This window comes from Marinobacter qingdaonensis, assembly GCF_034555935.1.
Taxonomy (GTDB): domain Bacteria; phylum Pseudomonadota; class Gammaproteobacteria; order Pseudomonadales; family Oleiphilaceae; genus Marinobacter; species Marinobacter qingdaonensis.
This window is the reverse complement of sequence record NZ_JAYDCJ010000003.1, coordinates 794852-815048: the sequence shown is the minus strand read 5'-3', so window position 1 is coordinate 815048 and position 20197 is coordinate 794852. Positions and strand designations below refer to the sequence as shown.

Annotated in this window: 20 protein-coding genes; 17 read left to right on the top strand and 3 right to left on the bottom strand. The window is 63.7% G+C overall.

The window, feature by feature from the left end; genetic code table 11:
* Positions 1–47: 47 nt before the first annotated feature.
* The 4 genes from U5822_RS06870 (at position 48) to U5822_RS06855 (ending at position 4240) form a co-directional block, all read left to right on the top strand.
* Entirely contained in the window at positions 48–362 is a 315-nt protein-coding gene (locus U5822_RS06870) for a hypothetical protein (protein WP_322854889.1), read from the top strand.
* Positions 363–586: 224 nt separating this feature from the next.
* The gene (locus tag U5822_RS06865; protein WP_322854888.1) at positions 587–1018 is read left to right on the top strand and encodes a MerR family transcriptional regulator; all 432 of its coding nucleotides are present in this window, start codon (positions 587–589) and stop codon (positions 1016–1018) included.
* Between the two features lie 6 nt (positions 1019–1024).
* Positions 1025–3634 (top strand): heavy metal translocating P-type ATPase, encoded by a 2610-nt coding sequence (locus U5822_RS06860; protein ID WP_322854887.1) that lies wholly within the window; start codon positions 1025–1027, stop codon positions 3632–3634.
* A gap of 153 nt (positions 3635–3787) precedes the next feature.
* Positions 3788–4240, top strand: a complete 453-nt coding sequence (locus U5822_RS06855; protein WP_322854886.1) for a DUF411 domain-containing protein — start codon at positions 3788–3790, stop codon at positions 4238–4240.
* A 72-nt stretch (positions 4241–4312) separates the two neighbouring features.
* On the opposite strand, the gene U5822_RS06850 is transcribed toward U5822_RS06855, so the two are convergent.
* Positions 4313–4894: a hypothetical protein gene (locus tag U5822_RS06850; protein WP_322854885.1), complete on the bottom strand. Its 582-nt coding sequence runs from the start codon at positions 4892–4894 to the stop codon at positions 4313–4315.
* Here U5822_RS06850 and U5822_RS06845 point away from each other — a divergent pair.
* From U5822_RS06845 to U5822_RS06800, 10 genes are all read left to right on the top strand, one after another.
* Entirely contained in the window at positions 4841–5545 is a 705-nt protein-coding gene (locus tag U5822_RS06845) for a hypothetical protein (protein WP_322854884.1), read from the top strand. The genes U5822_RS06850 and U5822_RS06845 overlap by 54 nt on opposite strands.
* 79 nt (positions 5546–5624) lie before the next feature.
* Positions 5625–6299, top strand: coding sequence for a Fe2+-dependent dioxygenase (locus tag U5822_RS06840; RefSeq protein WP_322854883.1), 675 nt, complete (start codon positions 5625–5627; stop codon positions 6297–6299).
* An 84-nt stretch (positions 6300–6383) separates the two neighbouring features.
* Entirely contained in the window at positions 6384–8372 is a 1989-nt protein-coding gene (locus tag U5822_RS06835; protein WP_322854882.1) for a ribonuclease R family protein, read from the top strand.
* Positions 8373–8433: 61 nt separating this feature from the next.
* Positions 8434–8637: a hypothetical protein gene (locus U5822_RS06830; protein WP_322854881.1), complete on the top strand. Its 204-nt coding sequence runs from the start codon at positions 8434–8436 to the stop codon at positions 8635–8637.
* 313 nt (positions 8638–8950) lie between these two features.
* The gene (locus tag U5822_RS06825) at positions 8951–10435 is read left to right on the top strand and encodes a carboxyl-terminal protease-like protein (RefSeq protein WP_322854880.1); all 1485 of its coding nucleotides are present in this window, start codon (positions 8951–8953) and stop codon (positions 10433–10435) included.
* Between the two features lie 17 nt (positions 10436–10452).
* On the top strand, positions 10453–11094 hold the full coding sequence (locus U5822_RS06820; protein ID WP_322854879.1) for a penicillin-binding protein activator LpoB: 642 nt from the start codon (positions 10453–10455) through the stop codon (positions 11092–11094).
* Positions 11078–12322, top strand: a complete 1245-nt coding sequence (locus U5822_RS06815) for a COG3014 family protein (RefSeq protein WP_322854878.1) — start codon at positions 11078–11080, stop codon at positions 12320–12322. The genes U5822_RS06820 and U5822_RS06815 overlap by 17 nt, the downstream gene beginning before the upstream one ends.
* Positions 12319–12771 (top strand): YcfL family putative periplasmic lipoprotein, encoded by a 453-nt coding sequence (locus U5822_RS06810; protein ID WP_322854877.1) that lies wholly within the window; start codon positions 12319–12321, stop codon positions 12769–12771. The genes U5822_RS06815 and U5822_RS06810 overlap by 4 nt, the downstream gene beginning before the upstream one ends.
* Complete coding sequence (locus U5822_RS06805) at positions 12771–13589, top strand: hypothetical protein (RefSeq protein ID WP_322854876.1); 819 nt, start codon at positions 12771–12773, stop codon at positions 13587–13589. Before U5822_RS06810 ends, U5822_RS06805 begins: the two co-directional genes overlap by 1 nt.
* A gap of 155 nt (positions 13590–13744) precedes the next feature.
* Positions 13745–14740 carry a PDZ domain-containing protein gene (locus U5822_RS06800; RefSeq protein ID WP_322854875.1) on the top strand — a complete coding sequence of 332 codons (996 nt, stop codon included), beginning with the start codon at positions 13745–13747 and terminating at the stop codon, positions 14738–14740.
* 5 nt (positions 14741–14745) lie between these two features.
* Here the strand turns inward: U5822_RS06800 and U5822_RS06795 are convergent, their stop codons facing one another.
* Entirely contained in the window at positions 14746–15648 is a 903-nt protein-coding gene (locus U5822_RS06795; protein ID WP_322854874.1) for an acyltransferase, read from the bottom strand.
* Between the two features lie 197 nt (positions 15649–15845).
* Between U5822_RS06795 and U5822_RS06790 the strand changes: the two genes are divergently transcribed.
* The gene (locus U5822_RS06790) at positions 15846–16997 is read left to right on the top strand and encodes an alpha/beta fold hydrolase (RefSeq protein ID WP_322854873.1); all 1152 of its coding nucleotides are present in this window, start codon (positions 15846–15848) and stop codon (positions 16995–16997) included.
* A 156-nt stretch (positions 16998–17153) separates the two neighbouring features.
* Here the strand turns inward: U5822_RS06790 and U5822_RS06785 are convergent, their stop codons facing one another.
* The gene (locus tag U5822_RS06785; RefSeq protein WP_322854872.1) at positions 17154–17825 is read right to left on the bottom strand and encodes a haloacid dehalogenase type II; all 672 of its coding nucleotides are present in this window, start codon (positions 17823–17825) and stop codon (positions 17154–17156) included.
* A gap of 94 nt (positions 17826–17919) precedes the next feature.
* Between U5822_RS06785 and U5822_RS06780 the strand changes: the two genes are divergently transcribed.
* Positions 17920–19191 (top strand): alpha/beta hydrolase, encoded by a 1272-nt coding sequence (locus tag U5822_RS06780; protein WP_322854871.1) that lies wholly within the window; start codon positions 17920–17922, stop codon positions 19189–19191.
* A gap of 39 nt (positions 19192–19230) precedes the next feature.
* Positions 19231–20142 (top strand): LysR family transcriptional regulator, encoded by a 912-nt coding sequence (locus tag U5822_RS06775; RefSeq protein ID WP_322854870.1) that lies wholly within the window; start codon positions 19231–19233, stop codon positions 20140–20142.
* Positions 20143–20197 lie beyond the last annotated feature (55 nt).

The following is a 20197-nucleotide window of genomic DNA, read 5'->3' as shown; positions in this document are numbered from 1 at the left end:
CGGGTCGCTTGCCCCACCATTCAGCCACATTTTTTCGGGTGAATCTTATGGCCGCAAAGTACCTGACACCGGAGCAGGACGGTGTTATCCGGCGCTGGGAGCGTTGGAACCGCAATTATTTCATTTTGGCCTTCGTGGCGCTGACCATCATCCTGGTGTTCAGCAGCCAGCTCGGTCTGTCCAGCGGCCAGAGCTGGGGCCCGCTGGGCGTGCTGATCGCCCTGATCGTTCTGCCGATCATCGTGCTGCAGCTACGCCTTGCCTGTCCCGCCTGCGGTCACAAGATCGGCTGGCAGGCCAAGCTGATGGCCCCGGACCAGTGCAAGACCTGCGGGACTTTTCTGCGCGCCCGCGGCGAATAGTCTTTTTTCCTTCCTGAAAACCTTTGACCTGTGAGTTACTCACAGGTTTTAGGCTATTCTTTAGTGGCACTATCACGGGTGCTGCCGTGCCGCGCAGAAGCCCTTTCCGAAACCCGCTCAAGCCCCTCCCTGGGGCGCTTGAGCTCCGCCATCCTTGGCTCCGCACAGTTTCGGAAAGGGCTCCCGCGCGACACTCGACTGAACTTCTGATGAGGGCCAGCCTCATGAAAGTAAAAGAACTGGCGGTCGCCGCCGCCGTCAATCCCGATACGGTGCGGTTTTACACCCGGGAAGGCTTGCTCAACCCCAGCCGCAACCCCGACAACAACTACCAGCAGTTCGACACCGACGATCTGCGTCGCCTGCGCTTTGCGCGCAAGGCCCGGCAGCTGGGTTTCTCGCTGCCGGAGATCCGGGCCATTCTCGATCAGGCCGACGATCACCATTCCCCCTGCCCCATGGTGCGGGAAGTGTTCGAGCAGCGGCTGGCTGAGGTGGTGCGGGAGATTGAAGAGCTCCAGCAGCTCCGCCAGCGAATGACCAGCGCGCTCAGGGCCTGGCAGACCATGCCCGACGGCACCCCCGACGGCCACACCATCTGCAGGTTGATCGAAAACTGGGACGATGAATCCATCCAGCTGAATGGCAAGGAGTAACAGGCCATGGCCGATAAAGAATACCTACAGACCGCCCTCGCCATTTCCGGCGCGTCCTGCCAGGGCTGCGTGAAGAAAATCCGGGCCGCCCTGGAGCCGCTGACCGGCGATGGGGATCTGGTCACCGTCGATCTGGACCGGCAGACGGTGGCCCTGCCCGCCGATGTCGATCGGGCCGACGCCGCCCGCCGAGTGACCGAGGCCGGGTATCCGGCCGAACCCATCGACCAGTCCACCACCAGCGCCTCCTGCTGCGCCACGGACACGCCCTCTGAGAGTAAATCTGAGGTTGCTGAGGCCCAGGCCCAGAACGACGCCGGCCCGTGGCACGGCTCCGCGACAGCCGGCGCCAGTGATCAGCTGGCCCTGGCTGTGACCGGCGCCACCTGTGCCTCTTGCGTAAATACCATCGAGAAAGCGCTGCGCTCGGTACCGGGTGTCAGTCACGCCCACATGAACCTGGCGGACAACACCGCCACCGCCACCGGGCGCGCCGACCCACAGGCGCTGATTGCCGCCATCGAAAGCGCGGGCTATGGCGCCAGCTTGATTGAGGACGAGGACGCGGCCGACGACCGCCGCCAGGCGCAGGATCGCGCCCAGTACCGGACGCTGCTGGTCAAGATGGCCGTCAGCCTGTCTCTGGGGGTGGGGCTGATGGTCTGGGGCATGGGCTTTGGCACCATGATGGTGACCGAGGGCAACCAGGCCACCTGGCTCGGTCTCGGCCTGCTGACCCTGGTGGTCATGGCCGCCACCGGCGGCCATTTCTTTACCGGGGCCTGGAAGGCCTTTCGCCACCACAACGCCAACATGGACACCCTGATTGCCCTGGGCACCGGCACCGCCTGGCTGTATTCCATGGTGGTGGCCAGCCTGCCCGGGGCCTTGCCGGAGATGGCCCGGCACGTGTACTTCGAGGCCTCGGCCATGATCATCGGCCTGATCAACCTGGGCCAGGCCCTGGAACTGCGGGCCAAGGGCAAGACCTCGGAGGCGGTGCGGCGGCTGCTGGACCTGCGGGCCAAGACCGCCCGGGTGCTGCGCGACGGCCGCGAGCAGGACATTCCGGTCGAGCAGGTGGTCAAGGGCGACCACATCCGGGTGCGCCCCGGGGAGAAGCTGCCGGTGGACGGGATCATCCGGGAGGGCACCACCCGGATTGACGAGAGTATGCTCACCGGGGAGCCCATGCCGGTCAGCAAAGGCGAGGGCGATGAGGTCTCCGCGGGCACCCTGAACACCCACGGCTCGATCGTGTACGAGGCGACCCGGGTCGGCAGCGACACCGCTCTGGCGCAGATCATCAAGCTGGTAAAGAAAGCCCAGGGCTCCAAGCCCGCCATCGGTCGGCTGGCCGACCGGATTTCCGCGGTCTTCGTGCCCACGGTGATGCTGATCGCCGTGGTGTCCGCCCTGGCCTGGTACAACCTCGGGCCGGAGCCGGCGGTGGTACACATGATGGTGGCCGCCACCACGGTGCTGATCATCGCCTGTCCCTGTGCCCTGGGCCTGGCCACGCCCATGTCGGTGATGGTGGGCGTCGGCAAGGCCGCCGAATACGGCGCCCTGATCCGCCAGGGCGAGGCCCTGCAGACCGCCGGCCAGCTGGATCTGGTGATTCTGGACAAGACCGGCACCATCACCGAGGGCCACCCGACGGTTACCCGGGTGTCGGCGCTGGATCAGGACGAACCGCGTTTGCTGGCGCTGGCGGCCGGTCTGGAGAAGCACTCCGAGCACCCGCTGGCGGAGGCCATTCTGGCCCGGGCGGCAGCCGATGGCCTGGAACCGGCCGCGGTGGACCAGTTTCATGCCCTCAACGGCAAGGGCGTGATCGGTGCCTATCAAGGCCAGACGGTGCGCCTGGGTAACCGGCGCTGGCTGGAAGCCGAAGGCCTGGCGGTGCGCGACCTGGATGCAGACACCGACCGCATTACCGGCGAGGCCGGTACGCCCCTGTATCTGGCCCTGGGCAATGAGGTGATTGGTGTCATCGGTGTGGCCGACGCCATCAAGCCGGACTCCCAGGCCGCGATCGACCGTCTGCACGATGCCGGCATCCGGGTGATGATGGTGACCGGCGACATCGACGCCACCGCCAAAGCCATTGCCACCCGTCTCGGCATCGACGAGTACCGCGCCGAGGTCCTGCCCGAGGACAAGGCCGAGGTCGTCAGTGCCATGCGCGGCAAGGGCTACACGGTCGCCATGGTCGGCGACGGCATTAACGATGCGCCCGCGCTGGCCGCCGCCGACGTGGGCTTTGCCATTGGCACCGGTACCGACGTGGCCATTGAAAGCGCCGGCATCACCCTGATGCGCGGCTCCCTGCACGGGGTGCCAGACGCCATCGAGGTGTCCCGGGCCACGGTGAAGAACATCCACCAGAACCTGTTCGGGGCGTTTATCTACAACACCCTGGGCATTCCGGTCGCCGCCGGCCTGCTCTACCCGGTCTGGGGCATCCTGATGAGCCCGATTCTGGCTGGCGCGGCCATGTCGCTGTCGTCGGTGACCGTGGTGACCAACGCCAACCGGCTGCGGCTGTTCAAGACGGCTAACCGCGCCGGGCCCTCTTCCTTACAAGCCGACCCGCAGGAGGCACGGAACTGATGACAAGCTTTCTGGTCAACGCTGGAGGCCTGGTGCTCATGGCCGCCATTGTCTGGTGGTTCTGGCTGGCACCGTCCGGTGGCACAAGCCCGGATCAGGACCACCAGCACCACTGAATAACGCCACAACCGCTCTGAATACGAGGACATTGCCATGAAACATCCGGTTCTGGGCCTGGCCCTGACCGCCGCTCTGGGCTTCAGCACCCCGCTGCTGGCGGGCGGCGCGCCCCAAAACATTCACGTGTACAAGTCGCCCACCTGCGGCTGCTGCACCGACTGGGTCAAGCATCTGGAAGCCAACGGCTTTGAGGTGAAGGTGACCGAAACCGAGAACCTCAACCCAATCAAGCTGGAAGCCGGACTGACGCCTGCCCTGGCCAGCTGCCACACCGCCTTTGTCGGGGATTACGTGATCGAGGGACATGTGCCGGCCAGTGATATCCATCGACTGATCGCCGATGCGCCCAAGGCTCGTGGGCTCAGTGTACCGGGTATGCCGGTGGGTTCACCGGGCATGGAGATGGGGGATCGCAAGGATCCGTACCAGGTGTTGCTGTTCAACGAGGCAGGACAGACCCGGGTGTTCTCGGCCCATCATCAGTGATGGCGGAACCGCCGGATCTGCTGATCCAGTACTGACAACCGGGACCACCAGGGCCCCGGTCGCCTATTCGGCTCAGTAGAGGTAAGGCGCCAGCGCCAGTTCCAGACGGGCCTGGGCCGCGTACAGGTTGGACGTGGACACCACCGGCTTCTGCGGTGGCACCGGCGTCGGCCAGGCCTTTGCTAGCTCGTTCAGCGCCTTGCCGGTGTCGCGCCAGGCTTCCTTGTTCTGCTTCACCAGGTGCGCCTCATGCTCGGCCAGGTAGTCCCGGGCCGCCGCCACGAAACCGCGACCGTCCTGGTACTCGTGCTCGGCCACGAACTGATCACCGTCCAGGGCCTCGTCGTATTCCAGCACCGCCTGCTTGGTCAGCGACAGGATGACCTTGGACACGCTGCTGGCGCTCAGGCCCTCGGTGGTGTTCACGGCCTGCTCGATACCGACCCAGGCAGCCTGGAAGTCGGCACTGATCTCGTCCCAGCTGTCCACCTGACCGGCTTTTTCCGCCAGGGTGTGCAACTGCTCACCCAGGGCTTTCTGGTCCCGGTGCGCCAGACCCGCCTTGACCATCGGATAGACTTCCACCCAGGGGTGGGTCAGGTGCGGACGACCTTCGGCCACATCGCCGGCCTGAATCAGTTCGCGCGCTGCCATCAGGTGGCCCTGCATCATCTGCAGCATGGCGACATAGGCGCCGTCGGAGTCCACGGCCGAGACGGCGCTGCCGCCTTCTCCGCCTTCTCCGCCTTCTCCGCCTTCTCCGCCTTCTCCGCCTTCGCCACCTTCGCCACCTTCGCCGCCTTCACCACCGGCCGCAAAGTAACTGAAGGCCGCGCCGGCTTCACCGCCATGGTGTTCACCGCCTTCGCCACCTTCACCGCCATGGTGCTCGCCGCCTTCACCACCTTCGCCGCCGTGGTGTTCGCCGCCCTCACCACCTTCACCGCCGTGGTGTTCGCCGCCTTCACCACCTTCACCGCCGTGGTGCTCGCCGCCCTCACCACCTTCGCCGCCGTGGTGTTCGCCGCCCTCACCACCTTCGCCGCCGTGGTGTTCGCCGCCTTCGCCACCTTCACCGCCGTGGTGCTCGCCGCCTTCACCGCCTTCGCCACCGTGGGCGGACGCAAGCAGGCTGTCGTCGTGGTGCTCACCGCCTTCGCCACCTTCTCCACCGAGGGTGCCGCAACCGGCCAGTACGGTGGCCATGCCAATACCGGTCCACAGTTTGAGTTTCTGGTTGTTCATCCTGATTCTCCTGTTGTTGAAGCGCCACCCAATCGCACGAGTCGACGGCGGCCATATTGAAGGCTGTTTGATGGTGGTGCATGATGAATCAAACCCTGTCGTATTTGCAAATTGTTCGTATTCCGAATTGGAGAACCTCATGATTCTATGCATCGGCGAGATCCTGAGCGGCGACCAGCTCAAGCGCGTGCGTGCCGCCCTGGACAAAGGCGCCTTTGACGACGGCCGGAAAACCGCCGGCTGGCACGCCCGCCTCGTCAAGAACAACGAACAGATGCAGATGGGCGACGACGCCGCCAAGGCCCTGCGCGCAGAAGTGGAAAAGGCCCTGACCAGCCACCCGCTGTTCCAGATGGCGGCCCGGCCGGCGAAAATGACGCCGCTGATGTTCAGCCGCTACCGCGACGGCATGACCTACGGCAACCACGTCGATGACCCGGTCATGGGCCGTGGCCCGGGCCGATTGCGCACAGACCTGTCGTTCACCCTGTTCCTGGACGACCCGGACAGCTACGACGGCGGTGAACTGGTCACCGACACCACCGCCGGGGAACAGAGCTACAAACTGCCCGCGGGTTCGGCGGTGCTCTACCCGTCCTCCACCCTGCATCGGGTCGAGCCGGTCAGCCGGGGCCAGCGCCGGGTCGCCATCGGCTGGATCCAGAGCACGATCCGCGATCCGGCCCAGCGCGAGGTGCTGTTTGACCTGGACACCGCACGCCGCCAGCTGTTTGAGCGCGACGGCAAGTCCGCCGAGTTTGATCTGCTGACCAAGTCCCTGGCCAATCTGCAGCGGTTTTGGGCCGAAATCTGATTTGGGATGTCCGCTATCTGACGCATGGGGCCATAACCGTTATACTCCGCCCCATCATTCATCTTTCATCAGCCAGGTTCGTTCATGCTCAATGCCGACGCTCTCAGCCAGTTGCGCCAGCTGAAAACCGATATCAAGGACAACAAGGTGGTCTTTCCCGGCACCGTCAAAGCCACCAACGGTCGGTTCGGGTTTGTGGCCCTGGATGAGGGACGCGACGTGTTCCTGCCCCCGGAGGAAATGCAGAAGGTCCTGCCGGGCGATCGCATTACCGTCACCGAACAAGAGGTGGAAAAGGGCAAGACCCAGGGCGTGGTGGACGAGCTGCTGGAATCCCGCCTGACCACCTTTGTCGGCCGCTACCTGGTCAAGGGCAAGGGCCATTTCGTGGTGCCCGAGACGCCAGGCATCAACCGGTGGATCTTCATTCCGCCCAAGGCGCGCATGAATGCGCAGCCGGACGACTACATCTACTGCGAGATCCACAAGCACCCCATCCGCGATGGCAAAGGCCAGGCCCGAATCCTGAAGGTGATTGGCAAGGCCGGCGAGCCCGGCATCGAGCGGGCGCTGACCCTGGCCACCTTCGATCTGACCGACGACTGGCCGGAGCCGGTGCAGGCCCAAGCCGAGCAGCTGGGCGAACCGGACATTGCGGCCCGTGAGACCGACCGGGAAGACCGCACCGACCAGCCCTACGTCACCATCGACAGCCCGGGCACCCAGGACATGGACGACGCCCTGCTGGCCGAACCCAACGCCACCGGCTGGAAACTCTCGATCGCCATCGCCGACCCGACCGCAATGATCGCGTCGGGCAGCGCCGCCGAGCAGGAAGCCTTCCAGCGCGCCACCGCCATCTATTTCCCGGGCGAACCCCTGCCCATGCTGCCCGATGGCATCAGCACCCGGCTGTGCTCGCTCATGCCCGAGGTCAAACGCCTGGCCCTGGTCTGCGACCTGCAGGTCAACAACGACGGCAGCCTGGGCGACTACAGCTTCCACCAGGCGGTGATCCAGTCCCAGGGCAAGCTCAGCTACGACCTGGTGGCCAACCTGATCGAGGGCCGCGAGGACGACGACATCAAGGCCCTGCCCGACGCCGTGGCCAACAGCCTCGACCAGCTGCACCAGGTGGCCACCGCACTGCGCAAATGGCGCAACGAGCACGCCCTACTGGCCGGTGACCGGCCGGAATTCCGCCTGCGCCTGGACGAGAACCGGCGCATCCGCCAGATCGAGCCCTCGGTCCAGAACGAGGCCCATCGGCTGGTGGAAGAATGCATGGTGGCCGCCAACCGCTGCGCCGCGGATTTCCTGAGCGGCCAGGCCGGGGGCCTGTTCATCCAGCACCCGGGCCTGCGCGACGACCGCGTGGACAACATCCGCACTCTGCTGGAAAACCACGCCCCGCACCTGGCGGCGGTGGACGCCAACAGCGCGGAAGGCTTCCGGCAACTGATGCGGGAGACCGAGGCCCTGGACGCCGAGGTGCCGGTCAAGGCCATCATCTCGCGCCAGCTGGCCCGGGCTGAACTCGGCTTCGAGGCCGCTCCGCACCAGGGCATGGGCCTGGCGGCCTACACCACCTTTACCTCGCCGCTGCGCAAGTTCTCGGACTTCTACGTGCACCGACTGATCAAGGCCGCGCTCTGGGACCACGCCATGCAGGCGCTGACCCGGGACCAGCTGGAGCAGCTGCAGCAGGCCCAGATCCGCGCCCGCCAGGCCGCCAACAGCCTGGAAGCCTGGCTCAAGAGCGACTTTGCCAAGACCCTGGGCGACGACGCCATGACCGGCGTCATCAGCCGCACGGTGCCGGCCGGTTTCTTCGTCCGGCTCGACAGCAATGGCCTGGAAGGCTTCGTCAGCTGCAAGGATCTGGACGGCAAATACAGTTTTGACCCGGTGACCCTGCGCCTGATCCACAACAAGAACGGTCGGATTTTCCAGCTCGAACAGGCGGTCACGGTACGTCTGGCCGGGGTGGATGAGGAACGGCGCCAGATCAACTTCAGCCTGGTGGAGGCCGAGGAGATTCCGGTGCCCGAGCAGGCCGTCGGCAACGGTTGAAAAACCAGCACGGCAGGCGCATCGTAACTAGAGGCAAGTGATTGTCTTAGGGAGGTGCGCCATGCCCATCACACCCGACGAATTCCTGAAAAAGTACGGCTTCGACAAGGAAGAGGAAGAACGCGACCACAGCTTGCGCCATAACGCCATGGAGCACGCCAAGCACCTGCGTCGCCCTCACGCCGGCACGCCCCACGACTGGGAAGAGTGGGAACGTTACAAGCGTGAACACCCGGACGAGGTCGAAGACGACGAAGAAACCTGATTGCCCTCACCCCGCCCGGTGATTTCCCGAGCAATATTTTACAAAGTTTTGCATTTCCCCTCTTAGCGCGGCCCCCCAAAGAAACTGCTCGGTTTTTTAGGGGGTTACCGCAGCCACGCGAAGTCCCACGCGCCCTGTTCCACGGCCCGCGCCCCGACCATTGGCCTGTTCTGCCTGCCCTCCAGATTAAATTTTGTTTATAACCATGAACCTCAAGCCGGTGGATCGCGGCCCCGGATTCTTTCGAGCCAAATGGACAGGGTACAAGACGATGACGTGGAGAGGTCTCTCTAGCACTGCGACAGAGCGCAAGATGTCGGTATGGCACACCGCCTGCAAACTACTCACCCTGACGCTGATCGGTGCGCTGCCCGGCTGCGTGGTCTATCAATTTGACCCGAACAGTGTTGAGGTGACCGAGGTTCCCCCCTACGAGACGCACACCGTTCCCTTCCGGGTCGCTGGTGACGAACAGCCGGAATGGCTCATTCCGGAGTCCGACGAGGTTCCGGAGGTCTACCTGTCCCGATCACTGCAAGGTGGTGGCGTCACCGACTTTAGTGGCCTTAGCTTTTTTGGCTACATGGTCACGCTATCGCTGATCCCTTATTACGAGGAACATCATTTCTACGATGTGTACGAGCTGAACTGGCAGGGAGAGACCCTCGCCAAGAGCAGTATCAACTACACGGTGGACAACTACTTTTCACTGTACTTCCCAACGCCGATGCTGTTTCTCGGTTCCCTTGCCGATGAGCAAGATGAACACGCAGAAGCAAAGGCCTACATCACCGATCTGCACAAAGACCAGCTGCTGGCCACCATCGACCAGCAGCGCAAGGAATTCCAGAATCTGAATCCGACCACGCCGGAGGAAATCGCCGCTTACCTGACTGGCCCCGGCCGCTCATCGGTTTACCGGCCGGCGGCCATCACTCGACTGATCGACATGGCGCCTGAAACCGATGCCCTTGCCTACCATGAAGCTAACAGTGGCGTACCCGGCTACTTGGATTTGCTGTCGCCCGTGCATCAGGCCTGGCTGATTGGACCGGAAAATCTCCGAGGCTTCGATCTGCAGAGCCGACTGGCCCAAGGCGCGGAAGAGGATGAGCTGCTGATTGAAATGCTGAACGCCTACCCGACCCGTGAGAGTGGACAGCTGGTGGCGACCGCGGTGACCTGGGGCTACTACACCGGGATGACGCCGGAGCATCGGAGCATCCTCAAGACCGGCGGCCTGCCCGAAAGCCTCGTTGAACGCATGACCAACGAGGCGCCCTTGCCCGAATTGCTGGCGGCCGCCCAATCCGGCCAATTGCGGGACGCCGACGGCAATATCCGGATCCCGACCCAGGAAGAGCTGCTGGAGCAGCTAGTACGGAAAGACAACCAGGGACGGTACATGAGCCCCTACACCAGTGATGACGTTCTTGCCGAGTGGGTGAACTCGGCCATCAACGCCAACATCGGATCGACCATCGGTACCGGCGTAGGCGCCGCAGCCGGCGCCTACGTTGGCGAGAAAGCCCTGGAACAGGTTCCGTTCGTGGGTGGCTTCCTCGGTGGCGCAGTAGGCGCGGAAATCGGGAAATCCGTGGGCCGAGAGACCGCCATCAGCGCCTCCGGTGGCTGGGAAGCCATTCGCGCCTCCTCCGATCGCAGTTTCGATGATATTCAATCCATGGCCCGTTACCTTCGGTCAAAATACGGCCACACCGGCAACTTCACCGACGCCATGGACGCAACCCGACAGATCTACCCTGAGCTGGCAGACGCACTCGCGCAGGCCTACTAACCGACACGGAGATGTTTATGTTCCCCAAGAAAGCGCTTGTTACCGCCAGTGCCTTTGTTGCTTCAACGCTGTTACTGTCAGGCTGCGCCAGCAAGATTGAGAACGTGCGCGGAAAACCCACCGTGTACGAGGACGTCTCCACCACTGGTAGCGTGGGCGGCGTTGGTATCGAGAGCCAGGATGTGGTCGCCATGACCGACCGGATGATGCGGGACATGCTGGCCAACCCCATCCTGACCGGTCGTTCCACACCACCGCGAATCATCATCGACAACGAGTACCTCAAGAACGAGAGCACCTCGGTCATCAACACCAACATGCTCACCGACCGCCTGCGCATCGAGCTGAACCGCGCCGCCAACGGCCGGATGATCTTTGTCGGCCGTCATTTCTCCGACATGGTCCAGAAAGAACGGGATCTGAAACGCGACGGCGCCGTGGATGGTGGCACCATCCGCCAGACCGCCGCCCAGGCCGGTGCCGATTTCCGCCTCGGCGGCCGCATTTCATCACTGGATGCCATTGACCGCGACACCGGGACACAGTCCCGTTACAGCCAGATCAGCTTTGAAATGGTCGACCTGGAGCTGGGCACCATTGTCTGGGGCGGACTCTACGAAATGAGAAAGGCGGCCCGTGACAATGTGGTTTATCGATAGACGCTGGTCCCAACCCGTGCTGGCGACCCTGGTCGCTGGCACCCTGGCGGGCTGCGCCAGCGGGCCGAAAGTTTATGAGCGTGCGACCCTCGCGGCCCCTGAGCAAGCCCTGATCGACGCCAAGCCGGAACCGCTGCGCGCGGATTTCCGGAACCTGTTTGAGGAAGGCCAGCGCAATAAGGTGCTGAACCTGATGGAGATCGGGGTCAAGGCCTATCGCGCCGGCTATCGGCAGGAAGCCAAGAACACCCTGACCCAGGCCCGGCTGGAAATCGAAAACGTGTACGCCGATACCGACGCCGCCCGTAAGGCGCGGAGTATCTGGTACGAAGAGGCGGAAAAGGACTTCAAGGGCGAGCCCTACGAGCGCGCCATGGTCTACCTCTACCTGGGCCTGGTCTACCTGGAAGAAGGCGACTACGGCAACGCCCGCGCCAGTTTCCTGGCCGGACTGCTCCAGGATGCCTTCGCGGAGGAAGAACAGCACAGCACAGACTTTGCCGTGTTGCTGTACCTGGCCGGCTGGTCTGCCATGCAAATGGGCAGCGACCAGCTGGCCAAAGACCATTTCCGGGAACTGCAACTCTACCGTCCGGACGCCCCGATTCCCGAGGCCGACGACAACGCCCTACTGATTGTCGAAACGGGCACTTCGCCACGCAAACTGGGGGATGGTGTCGGGCACTATCAGTTGGTGTATCGGCGGGGCAAAGGCTTCCGGGATGTAGCGGCGGAAGTGCTCAATGGCGAACAATGGTCCCCGGTTTACCCGATGGAAGACCTCTACTTCCAGGCCTCAACCCGGGGTGGACGCGCCATCGACCGGATTGTTGAGGGCCAGATCAAGTTCAAGGAGAACACCCGCGCCGTGGGCTCCAACCTGAGCCACATCAGCCAGGACAGCACACTGGCCGGTTTCAGCGCCGCCGCCGGCGGCGCCCTGGGCGCCGGCTTTGCCGCCATCAGCCTGGTCAGCGTGGCCGCCGACGGCATGTCGGCAGCCTCCAACACCCGGGCGGATATCCGCTATTGGGCGGGCCTGCCCGACACCCTGCATCTGATGCCGGTGACGGCGGCAGACGGGGAGCCGGTGACGGTCCGGTTTCTCGACCAACACGGCCAGGTAGTAAGCGGTCTCACCGACAGCACAGAGTTCAAATTTGATGGACGCGGGGCGGGCCTGGCATTCGCCACATCCCGGCGCCCGAATTCAGGAGGAAACCAATGACCAACCTAATGAAAGCCTTCGCCGCTGCGGCGTGCATCAGCCTGCTCGCCGGCTGTGCCAACCACGCCGCCGACAGCACCAAGCTGATTGAACGTACTGCGCCGGTGACCATGAACTCCGTCGTCTTCACCGACTACAACCTGAAACGCACCTGGAGCGGTGGCCTGTTCGGCGACGGCGAACGCTATCGCCTGTCCGTGGTCCAACACGGCCAACGCCCGACCGCAACTGGCACCACCGAGGTCTATGCCGTGCTGCGCAACCACACCGATTACGATTACCAGATCGAAAGCCGGACCCAGTTCTTCGACCGGGATGGTGTTCCTACCGACGTCAAACCCACCTGGCAGCGCTCCACCGTACCGGCGAACAGCATCGCCACCTACCGGGAACTGTCCACCACCACCCAACCCGTGCAGTATCGGGTGGAAGTCCGGGAGATCAACTGATGAATCGCCTGGCGCTCGCCCTCTGTGTACCCCTGCTCGGATCAGGCCTGCTCCAGGCCGCCAGTCAGGTTCATGACGCGGCGCCAATGATGGCTCCGGCACAGAAACCCCTCACCGACGACGACCTGCAGGACGATCGTACCGCACCGCAGCGACAGGAAAGTGCCGACAGCATCATCCAACGTTTTCGCGCCGCCTACGGCAACGACACCCCCAGAGTGGCCGTGTTCTGGAACCGGGCATTTGATGACCAGGTTAGCGACTGGAGCAGCAATACCCGCGGCGTGGTGTCCGCCCGGGGCTCCCTGACCGGGGAAGTGCCCGAAGGCAAGGTCAACTTGCAGGGACAGGGTCAAGTGGCGGCTCAGGGCGAGTATCGCTCCAGCCGCCGATACCGTCCGGCCGGGCCCGCGTTTGAGCTGCAGGGCGGCCTGGTCAGCCAACTGAACGACGCCGGAGTCACCGTCGTCGACCGTGATGCCATCATGCGCATCACCGACAACGCCCTGGAAACCGGAGACTTTGCCCGCCTGTCCCCGGATCAGCGTCGGCTGGAAATGCGGGCGCTCGGTGAGCACGCCGATATGCTGCTGGTGTTCCGAACGCTGGCCCGGGACCGATTTGAAATCGAAGTGCTGGACGTTCGAGACGGCGCCATCCGAGTCATGCTGAGCTCCAACGGCGTGCCGCCAGAAAAGGCCAAGGCCCGCCAATGGAAAGCCACAGATCACGGGTTTCAGAAGGTCGAGCAAACCGTGACGCTGGATGAAATCGGCCAGGAATTGGCGCTGCAAACGCTCTCTAAACTCGGCCGCTGAGGAAGCGGCCTCATCCCCAATCATGGAAGGAGTTGGATGTTTTGATGCCGCCACTTTTCAGATCTGTCAGATCTGCGTTCCTTGTACTGCCCTTGGCGGCCGCCCTTGGAGGCTGCGCAACGGCGATACCGCCAGGGCCCGGCGATCTCGCCGAGATGAGCCAGTCTCAGAGATTCAGACAGGGGTACACCGACTGCGCGCGGCAAGACCGTGATGGAAACCTGGTCTCAATATTTCCAAAGCAGACAGCGGTCACCACACTGCCGGAGACGTCCAATTACACCTGGAGGTGCATCTTCCCGGACGACTACTACAAGGTCTCTCCCGCAGCGGTCAGCAGCCATCCAATCCCGGAATCGGAAAAGCCCGGTGACGGCCTGATTGGTGCGTCCATGGAGAAAACCGAGTCAGGCCTGTTCATTACCTGGCTTGCACCCGACGGCAGCGCCAACGCCAGCGGAGAAATTGCCGTCGGTGACCAGATTCTGGCTGTCAAACCAGCTCCAGACGCGCCGAACGTCAACATTGAACATCTCGGTCTCATTCAGGCGTCCTGGTACATGCGGGGCGATCCGGGCACCGAGGTCCAGTTGACCATGAATCCAGCAGGCGATGACAGCCCCAAAAAGGTCACTCTCGTTCGCAAGCCCATGTCGTCCAGCGATTTTCAGGCGTTGATGGCGTTTCAACAGGAAAGCGAACAGAAAGCCGCTGCCGAGGCCAGAAAAAGTCTGGTTATCCACAACAACTCCGGGCGGTTTATGAGCCCGTACACCAGCGACCGGGTTACCGCGGAATGGGTCAACAAGGCATTGAACGCCAACATCGGCGCAACGGCGGGGAGCGCTGTCGGTGCGGCAGCGGGCGCCTACGCTGCCAACAAGGCGCTTGAGTCCGTGCCGTTTGGCAGCCTACTTGGCGGAATCGCGGGCTCTGCGGTAGGAAAAAGCGTCGGTCGCGACACCGCCATCGAAAGTATCGGCGGTTGGGACTATGTCCGTTCAACCTCAGATATGAGCTTCCGCTCCCTGGCGGACATGGCTCGATACCTCAAGACAGAGCATGGCAGCGATCCGAACTTTGGTGATGTGGTCGAAGCCACGAGCCACATTTACCCCGAGTTTTCAGCCGCTTTCGCAGCGGCTCGATAGTTCGGCTACTCGCCGCGGCTGGCGAGCATTTTCGTTAGCCGCGCATCCTTGGCCCGCCACTGCTCCGCCAGCCAGTCCTTGACGTTGCGCCGGTGCTCGGCGTCGGCCGAATAATCCCGCCCTTTCAGATGCTCGGGAATGTCCGTGGTGTGAATCTCCATGCGGATCTCCTTCACCCGGCCACAGAGGAAGTCCCAGAAGGTCGGCGCGCCGTCCGGATAGGCGATGGTGACATCCACCAGGGTCTGGATCGAATCGCCCATGGCGTCCAGCACAAAGGCCACACCCCCAGCCTTGGGCACCAGCAGGTGCTGGTAGGGTGATTTCTGCTTGTCGTGCTTGGCCTGGGTGAACCGAGTGCCCTCGACGAAGTTCATCACGCTCACCGGGGTGTAACGGAATTTGGCGCAGGCCACGCGGGTGGCGCGCAGGTCTTCACCACGCTTCTCCGGGTGCTTGATCAGGTACTCGCGGGTGTAGCGCTTCATGAACGGGAAATCCAGGCCCCACCAGGCCAGGCCAATCACCGGCACCCAGATCAGCTGCTGCTTCAGGAAAAACTTCAGGAACGGCGCGCGCCGGTTAAACACCCGCTGCATAGCCAAGATGTCGACCCAGCTCTGGTGGTTGCTGAGCACCAGGTACCAGCTCTCCCGCTTCAGCTCCTCGGCGCCGGTCACCTGCCAGCGGGTGCCCTGGGTCAGCTTCATCCAGCCCCCGTTGCAGGCCACCCAGGCCTCGGCGATCGCAATGATCGCCTTGGTGCACAGCACCCGGAACCCCTTATGCGGCACCACCAGCTTCAGCACCGCCGGAATGTACAGCAGCAAACACCAGAACAGGGTGTTCAGGCCAAGCAGGATGGAATTGAGAACGCCAATAACGGGTGCAGGTAGAAAACTGAGCATGCCATTCCTGATCTGGTTGCAGTGTCAAAAGGGCGGCCATGATAGCAACCGCCAGACCGAATGGGCATTGGCCGAAAGTGACCAACATGCCAATCGGCTTGGACGGTTATGCCATAGCCGGAACCTGGCAAATTGGCCTATCTTACCCCTCGAAAAATTGTCGCCACCAACCTGCATTAGCTGCGATGGAACTACCCATGCCAAACCTGCTCAAAGCCGCCGCCGACCGAGCGTCCGGCTGGCCCCGGCAAGCCGCCACCTACGCCGGCAACGCCTTCGACCGTGTCTTCCGCGCCGCCAGCCTGGTGCAAGCCGGTCAGACCCCATTCGACACCCTGCACAGCGACGGCCTGGTCAGCCTGCGGTACTACCCACCGCTGGACGAAGACTTCATCGAGCTGGGCGACGCGGTTATCCCGGTCGAACGCCAGACCCACCGGACCCCCATCGTCATCATCCCGCCGCTGGCGGTGAACATGCTCATCTACGACCTCTTTCCCCAACGCAGCCTGGTGCGCTTCCTGCGCGCCAAGGGCTTCGAGGTCTACCTGATCGACTGGGGCGTGCCCACCCGGGCCCACAGCCACTACAACCTGCACACCTACGTGGCCGAACTGCTGCCGGCTGCCCTGAACCGGGTCCGCCAGCACAGTGGCGAGCAGGAACTGTCCCTGCACGGCTGGAGCCTGGGCGGCATGTTCACCCTGTTCTATTCCGCCCTGAGTCGGGACCAGCACATCCGCAACGCCATCGTGGTGGGGTCGCCCATCGACAGCCACGCCTCCGGGCTCATGGGATTGCTGTACCAGGGCGTGTCCGGCGCGGCGGACTTCGTCCAGCGCCGCACCGGCTTCAAACTGCACGACCTCAAGCCAGACTGGTTTCACAGCCCCGGCTGGGCCAACACCATTGGCTTCAAACTGACCAACCCCATTGGCAGCTTCAAAGGTTACTGGGAACTGCTGATCAAACTCGGCGACCGGGATTTCGTCGCCGACCACGCCACCACCTCGGCCTTCCTGGATCGGATGGTGGCCTATCCGGGCGGAATCGTGCAGGACGCCATGGTGCGCCTGTTGATCACCAACCAGCCATCACGGGGAAAAATCCAGATCGGCGACGACGTGGCCCGACTGGAAAACGTCACTGCCAGCGTCTTCGCCATCGCCGGGGAAACCGACACCCTGGCGATGCCCGACGCGGTCGCCAAGATCCAGCAGCACATCCGTTCCACCGACGTGACCTTCCGGGTCGTACCCGGCGGCCACATGGGCATCCTGGCCGGCAGCAAGGCGCCAAAATCGAGCTGGTTGGAATTGGCGGACTGGTTGGCGGAACGGTCGGACTAAACGCCGTGGCCGGAGACGGCCCTCAGAAAAGTTTGGATGTTTGGTGGTTGGATTCTTCCAAAACTGTGCGGAGCCATGGATGGCGGAGCTCAAGCGCTACAGGGATGTACTTGAGCGGGTTTTGGAAGAATCCAGCCACCGAACAGGCCGCCAGCGCTAGAGGTTAGCCAGGGTTTCCGGAAGCTCACTCAAAGAACCAATCACCGCCGACGGCTCAATCCCCCAGTCCTCGAACACCTTCTCCGCATCCCGCTTAACCCAAACCGCCAGCAACCCGGCCGCCCGCGCCCCGATCACATCCCAGGCATTGCTGGACACCAGGCACAACGGCTCGTCCCAGGCCCCGGTCTTGCGTCGGGCATAAGCGTACACCGCCGGATCCGGCTTGAAGCTCTTCAGATCGTCCACCGACACCAGTCCTTCGAACTGGTCCAGCAGGTTGTTGTGACCCAGGACCTTCTCCAGTGCCGGATAGGAGCCGTTGGAAAACGCGAACAGCGGGTATTGGCCCTTCAGGGCTTTCAACGCCGGCAGGGAATCGTCAAACGCCGGCAGCGACAGGTAGGCGGTCATCAGCTCGTCTTCCCGCGTGCTCGACAGTGGCAGCTTGTAGGTCGCCATGGCGAAACGCAGGGCCTGACGGGTACAGACGCCAAAATCCTCGTAGGCCCGCATCAGCCCCTTGCGGAACGAAAACTCCAGCTGCTTCTCGCGCCACAGGGCCGCCACCCCGGAGGCCGCTTCGCCAGCATCCTGCTTCAACAGTTCCGACATGCCCATGGGGTCCACCAGGGTGCCGTACACATCAAACGCCAATCGCATGGTCATTTTCACTCATCCTCATCCAGTCGGGCCTCGGTGGCCGTATCATTGATCAGAGTTTCATTGAACGATCACTCAACCCTAACAGATCTGCCACCGCATGCGTCAGCCTCGGACTGAGAACCTTCGCTGCTTCACCCCTCGACCGACGTTCGCCCGAGCCCGGGCGGCCCTGGCCGGCCTGGTGCTGCTGTTCACCACCGGCTGCTCGTCCAGCTCGGCCCTGTACACCCCCGGACCCGACCGCCTGGACGCCAACCCCTTTGTCAGCTTCGAGCAATACCAGAGCCGGGTGCGCAGCTACCTGGATAGCAACCTGGTAGCGATCGACGGCTACCCCCGGGCGCAACAGATCGACTGGAACCTGCCATTCCGCCAGCCCGCCGCCAACCACTGCCCGGGCGACCGGAGCACCGGCCTGCTGCTGGTTCATGGCCTGAGTGACTCGCCGTTCGTGTTCCGCGACTTGGCCGAGTCCCTGGCGCAAAGGTGCGTGGAGGTCCGCACCCTGCTGCTGCAGGGCCACGGCACCCGGCCCGGCGACATGATCACCGCAGACGCGGCGGTGTGGCGCACGCAAGTCAGTACCCACTTTCAGGCCCTGGCACGGGACGTGGACCGCGCCTTCATCGGCGGCTTCTCCCTGGGCGGCGCCCTGGCCACCGAATACGCCCTGTCCGGCGAGGGCGCCCGCCCCGACGGCCTGGTGGCGCTGGCACCGGCCTGGCAACTGAACGGATTGCGTAACTATCTCTGGCTGGCCGGCGTCGCCCGGGTGTTTGCCGATTTTGTCGAGGAAGAACCGGAGCTCAACCCGGTCAAGTACGAGTCGGTAACCATCAACGCCGCGGTGCAGATCGGCGAGGTGCTCAAGCGCACCCAGACCGCCATCGACCAGCCAGGCGCCGGTGAGCTGCCGCTGTTCCTGGTGGCCACCGAGGCGGATTCGGTGATCAACCTGGATTACCTGACCGGCCGGTTCCACGACCGCTTCGCCCACCCGGACAGCCGCCTGCTGGTGTTCCGGGACACCCGGCAGGCCTGGCCCGCGAACCGCGAGGACGGGCGCACCACGTTCTTTAACAGCTATCTGCCGGACGCCAACATCCTGGAAATGTCGCACCAGTCCCTGGCCATCGCCCCGGACAACGAACTCTATGGCCTGGGCGCGCCGCTGCAACGCTGCCTGGAGCCCAATGGCCTGTCCCTGAACGCCTGCCAGCAGTTGCCCGACACCGAGCTGTGGTTCAGCGCCTGGCACGACGGCGCCCGATCGGTACCCACCAGCCGCCTGACCTACAACCCCTGGTACGACCAGATGGTCGCGAGCCTGACCGAGTTCCTGCAGCCCGCCCCCAGCCGGCGGCAATGAGGTTTCGCCCGGCGCCATCGCCTGGGGTAGACTGCATTCATGAACTCCGTTGATACATTCAATCTCGACATCCGCGCCCTCGGCACCTTCGTGGCGGTGCTGGACGAGGGCAGCGTGTCCCGGGCCGCGGTCAAACTGGGCGTCAGCCAATCGGCGGTCAGCCACACCCTGGACCGGCTGCGCCAGGCCCTGGGCGACCCCCTGTTCGTCAAATCCGGCCGCGGCATCGCCCCGACCCGCTACGCCCTGCAGGCCGGCCCGCACATCCGGCAGATTCTGGACGATCTGCAATCCCTGGCCTCGGGCCCACCGTTTTCACCCGACACCGCCGACTTCACCTTCACCATCGCCGCCAACGACTACCAGCGCGACCTGCTGCTACCGCCGCTGGCGAAGACCCTGCGCCAGCAGGCGCCGGGCATCCGCCTGCAGGTGATCCCGTCCGGCATTCCCAGCGCCGACATGCTGCGCAAGGACGTGTGCGACCTGATCGTCTCGCCCCATGCGCCGGAAGCCACCGACATCATGCAGCGGGGCCTGATGGCCGACCGGATGGTGGTGTTCTACGACCCGTCCCAACGGGACGCCCCCCGGGATCTGCCCGAGTACCTGAAAGCCGACCACATCGCCCTGCTGTTCGCCACCGGCGAAAAACCGGGCCTGGAGAACACCTTGGCCGCCCGCGGGCTGACCCGGCGCACGATGGTCACCGTGTCCAACTTCTCCGGTCTGCCGGAGTTCCTGCGCGGCACCGACATGCTGGCCACCGCCCCGGAGCTGATGAGCCAACACCTGCTCCGGGATTTCGCCTGGACGCCCCTGCCCTTCGAGTTCAAACCCTTCACCCTGCTGATGCTCTGGCACCGCCGCAACCAGAACGACCCGGCGCACCGCTGGCTGCGCAACCAGGTGAATGCGGTGGCGGCCACCATGAACGGCCTGAACCCGTAATCAATCAATATTGTTCATATATTGTATGAGGCCTGCGGTCGTTATTTTCTCAGGC

What these genes read in the sequence shown, in the direction of transcription:
- U5822_RS06870 (WP_322854889.1), top strand. Translation starts at nt 48, where the DNA reads ATGGCCGCAAAGTACCTGACACCGGAGCAGGACGGTGTTATCCGGCGC.
- U5822_RS06855 (WP_322854886.1), top strand. Translation starts at nt 3,788, where the DNA reads ATGAAACATCCGGTTCTGGGCCTGGCCCTGACCGCCGCTCTGGGCTTC.
- U5822_RS06850 (WP_322854885.1), bottom strand. Translation starts at nt 4,894, where the DNA reads ATGGCAGCGCGCGAACTGATTCAGGCCGGCGATGTGGCCGAAGGTCGT.
- U5822_RS06780 (WP_322854871.1), top strand. Translation starts at nt 17,920, where the DNA reads ATGCGTCAGCCTCGGACTGAGAACCTTCGCTGCTTCACCCCTCGACCG.
- U5822_RS06775 (WP_322854870.1), top strand. Translation starts at nt 19,231, where the DNA reads ATGAACTCCGTTGATACATTCAATCTCGACATCCGCGCCCTCGGCACC.
- U5822_RS06800 (WP_322854875.1), top strand. Translation starts at nt 13,745, where the DNA reads ATGAGCCAGTCTCAGAGATTCAGACAGGGGTACACCGACTGCGCGCGG.
- U5822_RS06790 (WP_322854873.1), top strand. Translation starts at nt 15,846, where the DNA reads ATGCCAAACCTGCTCAAAGCCGCCGCCGACCGAGCGTCCGGCTGGCCC.
- U5822_RS06810 (WP_322854877.1), top strand. Translation starts at nt 12,319, where the DNA reads ATGACCAACCTAATGAAAGCCTTCGCCGCTGCGGCGTGCATCAGCCTG.
- U5822_RS06830 (WP_322854881.1), top strand. Translation starts at nt 8,434, where the DNA reads ATGCCCATCACACCCGACGAATTCCTGAAAAAGTACGGCTTCGACAAG.
- U5822_RS06865 (WP_322854888.1), top strand. Translation starts at nt 587, where the DNA reads ATGAAAGTAAAAGAACTGGCGGTCGCCGCCGCCGTCAATCCCGATACG.
- U5822_RS06815 (WP_322854878.1), top strand. Translation starts at nt 11,078, where the DNA reads ATGTGGTTTATCGATAGACGCTGGTCCCAACCCGTGCTGGCGACCCTG.
- U5822_RS06840 (WP_322854883.1), top strand. Translation starts at nt 5,625, where the DNA reads ATGATTCTATGCATCGGCGAGATCCTGAGCGGCGACCAGCTCAAGCGC.
- U5822_RS06860 (WP_322854887.1), top strand. Translation starts at nt 1,025, where the DNA reads ATGGCCGATAAAGAATACCTACAGACCGCCCTCGCCATTTCCGGCGCG.
- U5822_RS06785 (WP_322854872.1), bottom strand. Translation starts at nt 17,825, where the DNA reads ATGACCATGCGATTGGCGTTTGATGTGTACGGCACCCTGGTGGACCCC.
- U5822_RS06795 (WP_322854874.1), bottom strand. Translation starts at nt 15,648, where the DNA reads ATGCTCAGTTTTCTACCTGCACCCGTTATTGGCGTTCTCAATTCCATC.
- U5822_RS06805 (WP_322854876.1), top strand. Translation starts at nt 12,771, where the DNA reads ATGAATCGCCTGGCGCTCGCCCTCTGTGTACCCCTGCTCGGATCAGGC.
- U5822_RS06835 (WP_322854882.1), top strand. Translation starts at nt 6,384, where the DNA reads ATGCTCAATGCCGACGCTCTCAGCCAGTTGCGCCAGCTGAAAACCGAT.
- U5822_RS06820 (WP_322854879.1), top strand. Translation starts at nt 10,453, where the DNA reads ATGTTCCCCAAGAAAGCGCTTGTTACCGCCAGTGCCTTTGTTGCTTCA.
- U5822_RS06825 (WP_322854880.1), top strand. Translation starts at nt 8,951, where the DNA reads ATGTCGGTATGGCACACCGCCTGCAAACTACTCACCCTGACGCTGATC.